This window comes from Cognatazoarcus halotolerans, from assembly GCF_009800965.1.
In the GTDB taxonomy this organism is placed as follows: Bacteria; Pseudomonadota; Gammaproteobacteria; order Burkholderiales; family Rhodocyclaceae; genus Cognatazoarcus; species Cognatazoarcus halotolerans.
Window position 1 is genome coordinate 1 of the sequence record NZ_WUAF01000037.1, and the last position, 12,979, is coordinate 12,979.

Sequence of the window (12,979 nt, forward strand, 5' to 3'; positions counted from 1 at the left end):
ATCGCCCGTCCAAAAAGGCAGGAAACTACACAAATCGAGGCGCTGTGAACAGAGGTGCTGCAAGTGCATGATCGTCAACGACTTTCCTGTGAGGTCAACGACATGTGGGTAGCTGCGGGAGCCCTGCCCCCCCGAGCCCGCACCGCGCGGCCGGTGCCCTGACACGCGTGACGGCTGCGCGTGCGGCCCGATCCGCCGCGCAGGGTCACTTTTTGCGAGTGACACAGCGCACTGACACCTCCTTGTCCGGGTTTTACGGTGAGAGGCATCCCGTGAGCGGCTTCATCCGTGCGGGAGCCTTCGGGACTCGCTTCCCGACTCCGTTTCCTCTTTCAAGGAGAATCCAATGAGCAAATCAATCCAACACAAGACCAAGTCCCGCCAGCATCTGCCTGCGGATACCAGCATGACCGAACTCGTTCCGGCCGAGTGGGGGCTGGTCACCGGCGGTACGCGACTCGACGGCGCCATCACCAAGGAGGTCCAGACCTCGCTCAGTGTCGGCACCACCGGCGGTACCGCCAAGGGCGGCGACTACGACAGCCTGTGGAGCTTCACCACGCTGGCGACCACACCCTCCTGTGCAATCGTCATTGCGATCACCCTGTCCTGATCACCGGGAGATTCCGATGAACGAGATCAGCCGAGGCCTGTCGTCATGAAAGCCGGATCCGCAGCAGCGTCCCCCTACGTGGCCCAGGCACTGAGTTGTCTGGCGCTGTTCAAGGGCTTTCGCCGGAACGAGGTGGATTTTGGCGCGTCCTCCACGCGCATCCTGCCGCTGCGGGTCTGGCGGCAACTCGACGATGGCCAGCAGGCCGACTGCCGTCGGGTCGCGCTTGCCCGGCTGATCTACTCGCACTTCTATTCGACGGTGGGCGACGAGCACTCCGCCGGCACACCGGACAAGGCACGGCGTCGTCACGCCCAGTCGAAAACCCTGATTGCCGCGCTGTCGGCGGCCAATGCCGGCAGCGGCACGGTCGAGGGTGGCTGGCAGACCACGCGCGCCGATGGGCGGCTGGCGATCTCGAACGGTTGCTGCATGCTCGATCTCGGCGATGCCGCCGGGGCGGGCGGGCAGGCCGATGTCGTGTCGCCGGGCGATGCCCGGCTGCAGCTCAGCGTCCCGAAGCAGTTCCTGTCACGCTCGGTCGGCTTCTATCTCGCGGTCGGCAACCGGGCGCTGGTTCAGGGAGGGACGCCGTTGATCCGGGCGTACTTCAACTGCACGCCGGAAGGCTCGGTATGCCTGATGCGGTTGATCACCTGCGAGCTCAACGCGCTCGACGCTCCCTTCCATTTCAAGGTCCTGACCGAGGCGCCGATGATCGACCGTCGCGATTCCGCGGTACTGTATTTCCGCGCCGAAAACCTGTCGCAGGTGCGGCAGCTGCTGGAAGATGCCGTGCCCTTGCTGCGCACATCGACCCTGACCGGCGTCCCGCCATTCACCTTGCCGATCCTGCCCGGCGTCGCCATGGCGGAAGACCCGGCCGATGGGCAGAGCTTCGGTTCGAGCCGTTCCGGCATGCTGGCCGATGCGCTGGTCGAGCATGCTCGGCTGGGGTCCGCCGAGCAGGGCCCGCAGCGTTTCATCAGCCTGCTCGAGGCACGCTTCGTACAGCGCGGCGCAAGCCTGGCCGCGCCCTATCTGCACGGCGCCGCGCGCGACCCGTTCGGCACGCTGTCGATCCTGCCCCAACGGGACGGTGACCGGCGGCTGGCGGATGACAACGCACATCAGGGCATTGACGACAGACTGTCCCAGGCGCCGGCGCGCATTGCGGAGGCGCTGTGCGCCGGCGCGATCTGGCACGGCGACGCCTGCACCTGGCTCGCGCCCACGCTGGCCGATGGCTGCTGGCCCACGCTTCCCTACGAAATACTGGGAGCGGACCTGGATGACGGGGCGAGCGGGGTCGCGCTCTTCCTGGCAAGTGCCTGGGAGCATTTCGGGACGCAGGGCTTTGCGCGCTGCGCGCGCGGTGCCGCGCGCCATGCGCTGGCCGCGCTCGACGCCACTCAGGCGCAGTCCGGCACGATCGTGGGCTGGCCGGAGACCTGCCTGGCGGTGGGCATGACCGGTCACGTCCTGGGCGATCCTGACCTGCTCGCGCGAGCCGTCGAGACTGCCCGCCGGATGGCGCTCGACGAGGTGCCGGACAGCGCGCTGCACAGCCCGGCCGAGGCGCTCAGCGGGCGAATCGAAGCCTTGTCCCGGCTCGCCGACCTGGGTCACGACGAGGGCTTGCGGTCGGTAATCGAGGCAGACCGGCAGCGCCTCGCCGTGCTGGCATCGACGACCGCCGCTATCGACATCGGCCTGGCCCGCAAGGGCGGCGGATTGCGTCACGGCTGGTACGGTAATCCGCGCGCACCGCTTGGCGCGGAACGGGTGCGCGTCGCCCACGCCCTGCTGGCCCGTCTGCAGAATGGGCCGGGCGATCTGGCCCTGTGTCACGGCCTCGTCGGCGAGGCCGGCATGCTCGACGCGAGCCGTCCGGAGTCGGCGGCGCCGGATGACGAGGTCTGTGATCGGGCCGTTCAGGCGGTGACCCGCACCGTGCTCGACCTGCTCATGCCAGCGGGCGTGTTCAGCCCGCTGGGGCGGTTCGCGCATCCGTCCCTGATGCAGGGCTTGTCCGGGATCGGACTCTTTCTGCTGCAAAGGCTCCGCGGTGCGCCCGGGCCATTGAGTGTCTTCCTCGGCGCGCCGGCGGGGCACGAGCGGCAGCTTGCGCTACCGTCCGCCATACCCGCGGCGCCTCCTTCGCGCCGCGATGCAACCGCGAGGCTCGCATGATGAACCAGGCACTCCATGAAATCGAATCCGCGGTTTCTGCCCGCGCCCCGGCGTCCGCAGGGCCGGATCCGGTCGCCGGAGAGGCGGCCACCTGGAGCCGCGTGATCCGGATCCTGCTCGGCGCCGGGCTGATCAGCACGCGCGAACTCTACAGCGCAACGATCGAGGTCACGCCTTTATCCGGGCGCAACAGCAACGCCATGGTGAGCATCGACAAGCAGGCCCGCTACGTCGTGCGCATGTCACCGGAAGATCCCGATGTCCTGACGCCATCGGCGGAAGCCGGACTGCTTGCCCATCTGCGCGACGAGCACGGCCTGAGCGCGGTGCTGCCGCGATGTGCCTACAGCAGCGATGCGGAGCGCTGTTTCGTGCTCGATTACGTGCAGCACTCGCGCAACCTGCGCATGTACTGGGCGCGCGGGCACCGGCTGCCGGCGTTTCACGCGAGCCGATTGGGCACCGTACTGGCGGTGCTGCACGGCAGCCAGCCGAAGGCTGCAAGCGGCTGGCGCGCGGTGCGTCCGTCGGTACTGAAACTGCGCCGGCCGAAAGCGTCGAATTATCTCGACAGCAGTCCGGCAGTTCTGCGCACGATTGGCCTGCTGCAGGGTTCGGCCCCCTTGCAGCAAGCGCTCGCCCAGCTCGACGACGGCTGGCAGGCGACGCATCTGTGCCACAACGACATCCGCAGCGAGAACCTGCTGCTCACCCGCAGCGCGCCGTCCGCCCGCGTCAGCGGCCTGGTCCTGATCGACTGGGAGCTGGCCGGCATGGGCGATCCGGCCTGGGACCTGGCCGGTGTGTTCAGTGAATATGCGGGCTACTTCATCGACTCGATTCCCACCAGCTCGCATTTCCCGCCCGGACGTTTCATGGCCTGGGCGCAGTTCGGTCCGCAGCAGGTCAGTGCGGCGGCACAGCGCTTCTGGCATGCCTACTCAAGCGGCATCGCCCACGGGGCCGGGGAGGAGCAGGCTGCATCGGTATTGCGCAAGGCGCTCGGCCTGGTGCCGGCACGCCTGGTGCAGACTGCCTTCGAGCGCGCGCAGCGCAAGTCTTCGCTGGAGCTGGCCAACGGCATGCTGTTGCAGCTTGCCGAGAATATGGCGTGCGATCCGCGGGCAAGCGCGGCAATCTTCGGCTTCGCGGACTCCTTGGGGGCGCGCCCATCCTGAATGCGCGCTGCCGATGCGCCTTGGCGCGGGGCCCCGGCCGTGGGGACGGGTATGTTTCGTGATGCCCGATACGCTTCCGACGTTGCTCAGGTGGAGATGACGCCCTCCAGTTCGTCGAGCGCCTTGATCACCCCAAGGCTGCTGTGCTCCATGTCCCGCAGCAGCGCGAGGGCTTCTTCGTCGCGCCCGGCAGCAAATGCTTCGAGCGCCATCCGGCCCGCTTCGTGGACCCGCGCATGCGGTTTTTCGAGCGCGCGAAACGCGGGATGATGGCTGAAGGCGCGGCCATCGCCTTCGTAATACCACTTGCCCAGACGGCAATTGGTGTGGTCGGAAAATGCTTCCGAACATTTGTCGGATTTGCCCGACGCGGCCCGATAGACATCCATCTTGAAGATCAGGTGATCGAGTTTTGCCAGTTCGACGACGCTGCCGATCGTCGCTTGCTGCATGACGGTGGCCAGATACTGGGCGAGTTCGCACAGGCCGCTCAAACGCTCGCGCGCGTCGCGCCCGTTGCTGGCAGCGCTCACGGCCTGGCGCGATAGCGCTTCGATGGTGGCCTGGGTGCTCCCGGTTCCGGTCTGGATCGCCTCGACGAGCGCCGCGATCTCGTTGGTCGCCGTCGCGGTCCGTTCCGCCAGCTTTCTCACCTCGTCGGCTACTACCGCAAAGCCTCGCCCGTGCTCACCTGCGCGTGCCGCCTCGATCGCCGCGTTGAGCGCGAGCAGGTTGGTCATGTCCGCGATGTCACGGATGAGCTGAACAATTCCACCGATCTTTGCTGCGCTGCCGCTCAGTTCTTCCACCAACCCGGCGGTGGAACGGGTGTCGCCGGCAAGTTTGTCCAGGTCCTCGGATATCGATGCGATGGCCTTGACGCTGCTGCCGGCCGACGTCGTGGCTTCGTGCGCGCGGGCTTCCTGTCCAGTGAGACGGCCAGCCAGGCAGGCAAATGTTCCCTGGGCGTCCCTGAGCGATTCGCCGTAGGTTTCGAGCAGGCCGAACAGCGCATCCAGCTTGCTCCAGTCACGATTCATCTTCAGAGCGTTCGCATCGGCCTGTTCAATGCGCGATTCGAGAACTGCGCGCTCAGCGCGCTCGTGGTCCAGGGCAAGCCGCAGATCGGCCGCTTCCTTCTTGCTGGCTTCCAACTCCCGACGCGATACGAAAAACATCCTGTTCACCCCATCTTGTACATGTACCGTGGAAGCGGCGGGGCCCTCGCCCCGACGAGGCCTGAACTTCATGTGTGCGGCGCCTTCCCATGGCGGCGCGAGCACGCAGGCGCTTGTCCCGCCCGTCCCTGCAGCCCGTGTGATAACGACGGCGGGTGCTGCGCTCTTGAGGGGCGGAGGAGGGCTGACCGTGTTCGGGCGCGCCCTGCGCAAGTCTTTGGTTGAGCTCGGCAGCGGCGTGTTCCCGCCGGTCGAGAACTTGGCACCGGTTCTCCGGGCTACTGCGGTGCCGGCCTTGCCGCCCGCAACCTCTCGCGGACCGGGGGCAAGTAGCGGCGCCTGTCCGCTTGCCGATGGCGCCGCTTCGCGTCACCATCCGGACATACCGGATATCCCTCCCTCCGAAAACACACAGAAGAGATCGCCATGACCGTGTCCCCCGCTCCCCTCGTCAGACTCGCAAACGGCGTCGAGATGCCGCAACTCGCACTCGGCACCTGGCCAATGAACGATGCCGAAGCCGCCGTGGCGGTCGCCGCTGCGCTCGATCTGGGCTATCGCGCCGTCGATACCGCCGAGAACTACGGCAACGAACGGGGTGTCGGCCGCGGCGTCCGAGCGTCGTCGGTGAAGCGCGAGGAGGTCTTCATCACCACCAAGTTCAATCGCCAGTGGCACAGCGTGGACGGCGCCCGAGCCGCCTGCGAAGCAAGTCTGGAACGGCTCGGCTTCGACTACATCGACCTCCTGCTGGTGCACTGGCCCAACCCCGACCAGGACCGCTACGTCGAGGCCTTCCAGGGGCTGGTCCGCCTGCTTGACGAAGGGCTCGTGCGCGCGATCGGCACCTCGAACTTCAAACCCGCGCACCTGCAGCGCCTGTTCGATCAGGGGCTGGTGCCGCACGTCAACCAGATCCAGCTCGATCCGTGGCACCGCCGTGACGCGCTCGTCGCGCTGCACCGCGAGAAGGGCATCGTCACCGAGAGCTGGCGGCCGCTCGGCAGCGGTTCCGACATGCTCGCCGACCCGGTGATCACCGCCATCGCCGAAAAATGTGGCCGCACGCCGGCGCAGGTGGTGTTGCGCTGGGCCGTCCAGCAGGGTTTCGCGACGGCGCCCAAGTCGATCAATCCCGAGCGCATGGCACAGAATCTGGATGTTTTCGGTTTCACCCTGAGCGACGAGGACATGGTGGCGCTGGATGCGCTCGACCGGCCCGACCCCGGCATGCTCGACGCCGACCACTTCGGCCATTGAGGCAAAGCGCCTGCGCGCTCAGCCGCCGCTCCAGCGACTGCGGAAGATGAAATAGACCGCGCCGAGGATGCACAGCCCGGCCCACAGAAAATCCAGCTTGGGCGGCTCCTTCAGGTAAAGGATCGCGAAGGGCACGAACACCGACAGGGTGATGACCTCCTGGAGTATCTTGAGTTGCGCGACCGACAGCACCGTGTAGCCGATGCGATTGCCGGGAACCTGGAACATGTACTCCAGCAGGGCGATGCCCCAGCTCACCAGCGCGGCGATGATCCAGGGTTTGTGGCTCAGCTCCTTGAGGTGGGCGTACCAGGCGAAGGTCATGAAGACATTGCTGGTCGTGAGCAGCAGGATGGTGGTGAGAATGGGGCGCATGATCGATGAGTCCAGGTGTGTTGCGTCGTGTCGTGGAAGAGACATCCCCGTGGGCCGGTTGCTGCAGCCGGCCGGGGCGGCGGGGCGAATGTCGGGGGCCCTGAGGTCTGGCGGCGGTCTCCTGTGCCGCACCACGCGATTGTCCGCGCAAAACCGTGATCGCCGCCATGGGTCCGTGCCGGTTCGAATCGTAGAGGAGAAGCCCTGATGTTCAAATGGCTCGCGGTGCTTGTCCTGATCGCCCATTTGCCGGCCTGCGCCGATGAGCCGGGCCGTGCTTCTGCGCCAGTGCCGCAGTCGTGCTCGGATGCCTGGTATCGACTCGTCGAAGCCTCGCTTCCCACCGGCGACGGACAGGGGCACGGGCCGGACCCCGGCTCCGACGAGTGGAAATCGGTCATCGAGTTCCGGCTCGGCATTCGCGGCAAGGCCGGTGTGCCGGCCCGCGACAGCGAGGCCTGGTGCCGCCATGTCGGCCGACTCGTCGGCGTGGCTGATGCAGCCGATGCTCCCCCCGCGACACCCGCCCCGCGGGACTAATCGCCGGATCGGCCGGCTTGTCGGCGTGGCGGATCCGGCCAGCAGTCCTTCGTCCAGGCCCGCCCCGCAGGACTGATCGCTTGATCGACGTTAAGGAATCGGCTGTCGCGCGCGGATAGAGTCAGTCCCCGTCAGGCATCCCCGCCTGTTTCGCCGCGGGCCCAATCGCGATGTACGCCGTGAGCTGTCGAATCTTCCTGCGCCTGTTCCTGGCGGTCGTGTCGCTCGTCGCGGCATTGCCGGCGCCAGCCGCGGGGATTGTCCCCGGCGTGGTCTGCGATGGCTGCCACGGCACCGGTGGTCATAGCGCAGGCACCACCATCCCCAGCCTGGCCGGTCAGGATCGTGACTACTTCGTCATTGCCATGCAGGCGTTCCGCAGCGGCGAGCGCCCATCCACCGTGATGGGCCCGCTCGCCCGGGGCCTCACCGATACCGACATCCGCGGCATGGCCGCCTACTACGCCCGCCAGACACCGTTGGCGCAGACCGCGCCGGTCGACCCGGCGCTGGTCAAGGCCGGCATGAAGGTGTTCTACGACAGGTGCAAGACCTGCCATCTCGACGGCAGTCTGTGGAAGCTCATCCACCAGAACCGCGGCTACGAACGCGAGTGCAGCGGGCGTTGCCACCTCGACTACGGACCCGAGCGCGGCAAAGTGGTGCCGCTGATCGGCGGCCAGTGGCGCGAATATCTCGAGATGGAGCTTGCCGCCTTTCGGGATGGCAGTCGCGGCATGTCGAAGCGCAAGGCACGCGCCTTCGAACACCTCGATGACGCCGACCTTGCCGCGGTCGCCGCCTTCTTCGCGAGCCGTACGGAGCTGCAACGATGAAGGCTGCCGGACGCCGCGCCTTCCTGCGCATGCTGGGTGCGGGCGCCGGCCTCACCGGGCTGGCGCTGGCCGGCTGCGCCACGCCCGAGATCCTGCCCAAGTCCGGCCGCCGCGTGGTCGTGGTGGGCGGCGGCTTTGGCGGCGCCATCGCCGCCAAGTATCTGCGCCTGTTCGACCCCACCCTCGAAGTCATCTTGATCGAGCGCAACCGTCGCTACGTGGCCTGCCCCTTCAGCAACCAGGTGATCACCGGCCTGCGGGATTTCGAAGGACTCACTCTCGGCTACGACGCACTCGCCAGCCGCTACGGCGTACGTCTGCTGTTCGACGAGGTCACCGCGATCGACCCCGCCACCACCACGGTGGTCACCCGCAGCGGCCGGGTGCGCTACGACCGCCTGGTCCTCGCGCCCGGCATCGATTTCCGCACCGAGCTGATCGACGGTTACGACCCGCGCACCACGCCGGAACTTATGCCCCACGCCTGGCAGGCCGGCCCCCAGACCCTGTTGCTCAAGCGCCAGCTCGAGGCTATGCCGGATGGCGGCCGGGTGCTCATCAGCGTGCCCGCCGCACCCTATCGCTGCCCGCCCGGCCCCTACGAGCGCGCCTGCCTGATCGCCGCCTGGCTCAGGCGCCACAAACCCCGCGCCAAAGTCATCGTGCTCGATGCGAACCCCGACATCACGGCCATGGGTGCGCTGTTTCGCGAGGCCTGGAAGACGCGCCACGCGGGCATGATCGAATACCTGCCGGCAACTCGGGTGAGCGGTGTCGACACGGCCGCCGGTGCATTCGTCGTCGAAGGCGTCGAGTCGGTTCGCGGCGACGTTCTCAACCTCATTCCGCCCCAACGCGCCGGCGCCATCGCCGCACGTGCGGACCTGGTGGAAGAGGGTGGTCACTGGTGCCCGGTCGACCCCCGCAGCTTCGAATCCACCCGCCACCCCGGCGTCCACGTCATCGGCGACGCCGCCATCGCCGGCGCCATGCCCAAGTCCGGCTACGCCGCCAACGCCCAGGCCAAGGTCTGTGCGCTCAACGTGCTCGCGCTCATGAACGGCAAACCGCCCCATGAACTCGACGGCATCAACGTCTGCTACGCAGCAATCGGTGAGGACGAAGACATCAGCATCGCCCAGGTATTTCGCGTGGCCGACGGCCGGATCGTCGCCGCCCCGGTGCCCGGCGGTGCTTCGCCGGCTAACCTGTCCAGGGGCCGGCTGGAGCACCGGTATGCCGAGAGCTGGTTGCGGAACATTCTTGCGGAGATGAGTGGCTGAGCTTTAGCGGTTGGAAGGTTTTGGCATTACCTGTGCGTGCCTTTGATTTGCGGCGATTGGCCGGGTCTCGCCCCGGCGGGCGAGTTACTTTCTTGTGGCGACAAGCAAGTAACCAAAGAAGCGCCCCCTGCCGCGCCGCCGGCTACGCCGGTTCCCTCGCTCCGGCCGCGCCCGGCGGGTCGCGTCGAAACTCGCCCTGCGGGCTCAGACAGCGACGCGACAATTCCCGCCGGTAGCGGCCTGCGCTCGGCGGCGCAGAAGGGGAGGGATGTGCCGGCTCGGCTTCGCCATTGCCGGTGTGCATCTGCGGCATTGCTGTGACGAGATTGCTGCGTGACAGGGCGTGTGTTCTCTGATTCGTCGCCCCGGCGAACGCCGGGGTCCAGGATTCTGTCTTTTGTCGTTTCGTCGGGTGCGAGCCGCCGATTGACGGCGATTGGCCGGGACTCGCCCCGGCGGGCGAGTCACTTTCTTGTGGCGACAAGCAAGTAACCAAAGAAGCGCCCCCTGCCGCACCGCCGGCTACGCCGGTTCCCTCGCTTCGGTCGCGTCCGGCGGGTCGCGTCGAAACTCGCCCTGCGGGCTCAAACAGCGACGCGACAATTCCCGCCGGCCACGGCCTGCGCTCGGCGACGCAGAAGGGGAAGGGGCTGCCGGCTCGGCTTCGCCATTGCCGGTGGGGGCTCTATGGGTTCTCTGCGATGAGATTTCTGTGTGGCTTGGCGTGTGGGCTCTGATTCGTCGCCCCGGCGAAGGCCGGGGTCCAGGATTTTGTCTTCTGTCGTCTCGTTGGGTGCGAGCCTCTGATTGACGGTGATTGGCCGGGTCTTGCCCCGGCGGGCGAGTCACTTTCTTGTCGCGACTAGAAAGTAACCAAAGAAGCGCCCCCTGCCGCACCGCCGGCTTCGCCGGTGCCCTCGCTCCGTCCGCGTCCGGCGGGTCGCGTCGAAACTCGCCCTTCGGGCTCGGACAGCGACGCGACAATTCCCGCCGGTCGCGGCCTGCGCTCGGCGGCGCAGAAGGGGAAGGGGTCGCCGGCTCGGCTTCGCCATTGCCGGTGGGGGCTCTATGGGTTCTCTGCGATGAGATTTCTGTCTGGCTTGGCGTGTGGGCTTTGATTCGTCGCCCCGGGGAAGGCCGGGGTCCAGGATTTTGTCTTTTGTCGTCTCGGTGGGTGCGGCGGTTGCTTGTGTCGCGGTCAAGCCGGTCCGGCTATCCGTTAAGGTGTGTTGCTCAGCGCGACCTGACCCCGAGCTTCTGCGGGCTCAGACAGCGACGCGACAATTCCCGCCGGTCGCGGCCTGCGTTCGGCGGCGCAGAAGGGGAAGGGGGCGCCGGCTCGGCTTCGCCATTGCCGGTGTGCATCTGCGGCATTGCTGTGACGAGATTGCTGCGTGACAGGGCGTGTGTTCTCTGATTCGTCGCCCCGGCGAAGGCCGGGGTCCAGGATTTTGTTTCTTGTCGTCTCGGCGGGCGCGGCGGTTGCTTGTTTCGCGGTCAAGCCGGTCAAGCTATCCGTTAAGGTGTGTTACTAAGCGCGACCTGACCCCGAGCCTGTTCCGACGGCATCAACGTCTGCTATGCCGCCATCGGCGAGGACGAGGACATCAGCATCGCCCAGGTGTTTCGCGTAGCCGACGGCCGGATTGTTGCCACCCCGGTGCCCGGCGGTACTTCGCCGCCTGACCTGTCCAGGGGCCGGCTGGAGCACCGGTATGCCGAGAGCTGGTTGCGGAACATTCTTGCGGAGATGAGTGGCTGAGCGTGGGGGTTTGAAGGCTGAGGCCCAGCCTGTGCGTGCTGTCTATTGGCGGTGATTGGCCGGGTCTCGCCCCGGTGGGCGAGTTACTTTCTTGTGGCGACAAGCAAGTAACCAAAGAAGCGCCCCCTGCCGCACCGCCGGCTACGCCGGTTCCCTCGCTCCGACCGCGTCCGGCGGGTCGCGTCGAAACTCGCCCTGCGGGCTCAAACAGCGACGCGACAATTCCCGCCGGCCACGGCCAGCGCTCGGCGGCGCAGAAGGGGAAGGGGTCGCCGGCTCGGCTTCGCCTTCGCCGGAGGGGCTCTATGGGATCTCTGCGATGAGATTTCTGTCTGCCTTTGCGTGTGGTCTCTGATTCGTCGCCCCGGCGAAGGCCGGGGTCCAGGATTTTGTCTTTTGTCGTCTCGGCGGTTGCTTGTTTCGCGGTCAAGCCGGTCCAGCTATCCGTTAAGGTGTGTTACTAAGCGCGACCTGACCCCAGCTTCACGCGGTCAAGCCGGTCCAGCTATCCGCCAAGGTGTGTTACTAAGCGCGACCTGACCCCGAGCTTTCTTCAAACCATAATCGGGGGTCTTGAAGCGCGGCATCGGAAGGCTCCGGGGGAGGGTGCCGAATTATACCGGGGGCATTAACGGCGCTGGCGGGAATGGAGGGTTTTTCTACAGCCTCAACCTTATTAGTTAGGTGCCATTGTCGTCTGGAGGAGGAAGCATTTGCTGCATTTTTATCCTCTTTCCTCGCAAAATGTAGACGCCGAGAATAATCACTGGACCCCAGAAGAATGGTGATACAAGTGGGTATGTGACTGTTGTAACCCCAAAACCGCCGGCGGCTCCTCCAGCGCCACCAAAGATGGCACCAATCGCTGACATAGCACCTGCTCCAATTGCGATTCCGACCCCGCCAGTAGCGACGCCAACAGTGCCAATTGCCAGCCAAGTCATGAAGCCAACTGCTGCCCCCGTTCCTGCTCCAATGGCTATTGAGCCAATGCCAGGCAAAGCCAATGATGTATAGCTACCCGTGAGAGTTGCTAGATATAACCCGTAAAAAATGACTGTCCAAGCAACGATGCGTCGGTGAATTACAGTCCACCAGCCTCGCTTGAAAGCGACAACAGACAAACTCACAATAATTAACCCTGCGATGATGCTCACGTAAATCAATGATCTTCCTCCGGAGTGTTCTGCACCTAACAGGTTGATGCAAAACCCAGTGAACGAACTGGGCGGTGGTTTGTCATAAAAACGCTCCCGAAACTCTCTGCCTGAAAGCGATGCGTGGCCAACTTGATCCCCAGTCCTCGATGTTCCATTACTTCTCGGCGGAATCCCGCGTGCCGACAGATCATCCGCTGCGAGGGGTGAAGAAACTGGCCGAGCGAGCGCTTCGTGCCATTTCCACTGAACTCGATACGCTCTATTCGAGCACGGGTCGCCCGTCGATTCCGCCGGAGCGGCTGCTCAAGGGCCAATTGCTCATCGCGCTGTATTCGATTCGGTCCGATCGGCAGTTCTGCGAGCAACTCGACTACAACATTCTCTTCCGCTGGTTTCTCGACATGGATCTGGAGAGCGCCAGTCTGGATCAATCGAATTTCAGTCGGCTGCGCGAGCGCCTGGTGGTCACCGACATCGCGCGCCGATTTTTTGATGAAGTCGTGTGCCTTGCGCGCCGTGAGCGGCTGCTGTCTTCGGATCACTTCACCGTCGATGGCACGCTGATCGAAGCCTGGGCCTCGTTCAAGAGCTTCAGGCGCAA

The 12,979-nt window shown here is 65.8% G+C and carries 12 protein-coding genes and 1 pseudogene; 9 read left to right on the top strand and 4 right to left on the bottom strand.

Annotated features, from left to right (window positions below):
• Positions 1–346 precede the first annotated feature (346 nt).
• From GQB03_RS22415 to GQB03_RS22425, 3 genes are read left to right on the top strand one after another with little or no spacing between them, the layout of a single operon-like run.
• Positions 347–613, top strand: a complete 267-nt coding sequence (locus tag GQB03_RS22415; protein WP_159694007.1) for a hypothetical protein — start codon at positions 347–349, stop codon at positions 611–613.
• Between the two features lie 45 nt (positions 614–658).
• The gene (locus GQB03_RS22420) at positions 659–2,806 is read left to right on the top strand and encodes a T3SS effector HopA1 family protein (protein WP_159694009.1); all 2,148 of its coding nucleotides are present in this window, start codon (positions 659–661) and stop codon (positions 2,804–2,806) included.
• Positions 2,806–3,984 carry a phosphotransferase family protein gene (locus GQB03_RS22425; protein ID WP_235027183.1) on the top strand — a complete coding sequence of 393 codons (1,179 nt, stop codon included), beginning with the start codon at positions 2,806–2,808 and terminating at the stop codon, positions 3,982–3,984. The genes GQB03_RS22420 and GQB03_RS22425 overlap by 1 nt, the downstream gene beginning before the upstream one ends.
• An 86-nt stretch (positions 3,985–4,070) precedes the next feature.
• Here the strand turns inward: GQB03_RS22425 and GQB03_RS23390 are convergent, their stop codons facing one another.
• Together GQB03_RS23390 and GQB03_RS23600 are read right to left on the bottom strand one after the other, a co-directional pair.
• The gene (locus tag GQB03_RS23390) at positions 4,071–4,436 is read right to left on the bottom strand and encodes a CZB domain-containing protein (RefSeq protein WP_268817583.1); all 366 of its coding nucleotides are present in this window, start codon (positions 4,434–4,436) and stop codon (positions 4,071–4,073) included.
• A gap of 48 nt (positions 4,437–4,484) precedes the next feature.
• Positions 4,485–4,742, bottom strand: a pseudogene (locus GQB03_RS23600) (methyl-accepting chemotaxis protein); the annotation flags it as partial.
• 846 nt (positions 4,743–5,588) lie between these two features.
• Between GQB03_RS23600 and GQB03_RS22435 the strand changes: the two are divergent.
• Positions 5,589–6,422 (top strand): aldo/keto reductase, encoded by an 834-nt coding sequence (locus tag GQB03_RS22435; protein WP_200832397.1) that lies wholly within the window; start codon positions 5,589–5,591, stop codon positions 6,420–6,422.
• 18 nt (positions 6,423–6,440) lie between these two features.
• Here GQB03_RS22435 and GQB03_RS22440 read toward each other — a convergent pair whose 3' ends face one another.
• Positions 6,441–6,797, bottom strand: a complete 357-nt coding sequence (locus GQB03_RS22440) for a DMT family protein (RefSeq protein ID WP_159694015.1) — start codon at positions 6,795–6,797, stop codon at positions 6,441–6,443.
• A gap of 207 nt (positions 6,798–7,004) precedes the next feature.
• Here GQB03_RS22440 and GQB03_RS22445 point away from each other — a divergent pair, with 207 nt between their 5' ends.
• The 4 genes from GQB03_RS22445 (at position 7,005) to GQB03_RS23605 (ending at position 11,218) form a co-directional block, all read left to right on the top strand.
• Positions 7,005–7,337 carry a hypothetical protein gene (locus tag GQB03_RS22445; RefSeq protein WP_159694017.1) on the top strand — a complete coding sequence of 111 codons (333 nt, stop codon included), beginning with the start codon at positions 7,005–7,007 and terminating at the stop codon, positions 7,335–7,337.
• Positions 7,338–7,516: 179 nt separating this feature from the next.
• Positions 7,517–8,173 (top strand): c-type cytochrome, encoded by a 657-nt coding sequence (locus tag GQB03_RS22450; RefSeq protein ID WP_159694019.1) that lies wholly within the window; start codon positions 7,517–7,519, stop codon positions 8,171–8,173.
• Complete coding sequence (locus GQB03_RS22455) at positions 8,170–9,456, top strand: NAD(P)/FAD-dependent oxidoreductase (RefSeq protein WP_159694021.1); 1,287 nt, start codon at positions 8,170–8,172, stop codon at positions 9,454–9,456. The genes GQB03_RS22450 and GQB03_RS22455 overlap by 4 nt, the downstream gene beginning before the upstream one ends.
• Positions 9,457–11,023: 1,567 nt before the next feature.
• Positions 11,024–11,218 (top strand): FCSD flavin-binding domain-containing protein, encoded by a 195-nt coding sequence (locus GQB03_RS23605; protein ID WP_159694027.1) that lies wholly within the window; start codon positions 11,024–11,026, stop codon positions 11,216–11,218.
• Between the two features lie 680 nt (positions 11,219–11,898).
• Here GQB03_RS23605 and GQB03_RS22465 read toward each other — a convergent pair.
• Positions 11,899–12,384 carry a hypothetical protein gene (locus GQB03_RS22465; protein WP_159694023.1) on the bottom strand — a complete coding sequence of 162 codons (486 nt, stop codon included), beginning with the start codon at positions 12,382–12,384 and terminating at the stop codon, positions 11,899–11,901.
• A gap of 110 nt (positions 12,385–12,494) precedes the next feature.
• Between GQB03_RS22465 and GQB03_RS22470 the strand changes: the two genes are divergently transcribed.
• Positions 12,495–12,979: transposase (locus GQB03_RS22470; protein WP_200832399.1), on the top strand; the 485-nt coding region annotated here is incomplete at its 3' end.

Excerpts from the sequence above, each read along its gene's own strand:
- GQB03_RS22425 (WP_235027183.1), top strand. The coding sequence starts at position 2,806 with ATGAACCAGGCACTCCATGAAATCGAATCCGCGGTTTCTGCCCGCGCC.
- GQB03_RS22435 (WP_200832397.1), top strand. The coding sequence starts at position 5,589 with ATGACCGTGTCCCCCGCTCCCCTCGTCAGACTCGCAAACGGCGTCGAG.
- GQB03_RS22420 (WP_159694009.1), top strand. The coding sequence starts at position 659 with ATGAAAGCCGGATCCGCAGCAGCGTCCCCCTACGTGGCCCAGGCACTG.
- GQB03_RS22445 (WP_159694017.1), top strand. The coding sequence starts at position 7,005 with ATGTTCAAATGGCTCGCGGTGCTTGTCCTGATCGCCCATTTGCCGGCC.
- GQB03_RS22440 (WP_159694015.1), bottom strand. The coding sequence starts at position 6,797 with ATGCGCCCCATTCTCACCACCATCCTGCTGCTCACGACCAGCAATGTC.
- GQB03_RS22415 (WP_159694007.1), top strand. The coding sequence starts at position 347 with ATGAGCAAATCAATCCAACACAAGACCAAGTCCCGCCAGCATCTGCCT.
- GQB03_RS22455 (WP_159694021.1), top strand. The coding sequence starts at position 8,170 with ATGAAGGCTGCCGGACGCCGCGCCTTCCTGCGCATGCTGGGTGCGGGC.
- GQB03_RS23390 (WP_268817583.1), bottom strand. The coding sequence starts at position 4,436 with ATGCAGCAAGCGACGATCGGCAGCGTCGTCGAACTGGCAAAACTCGAT.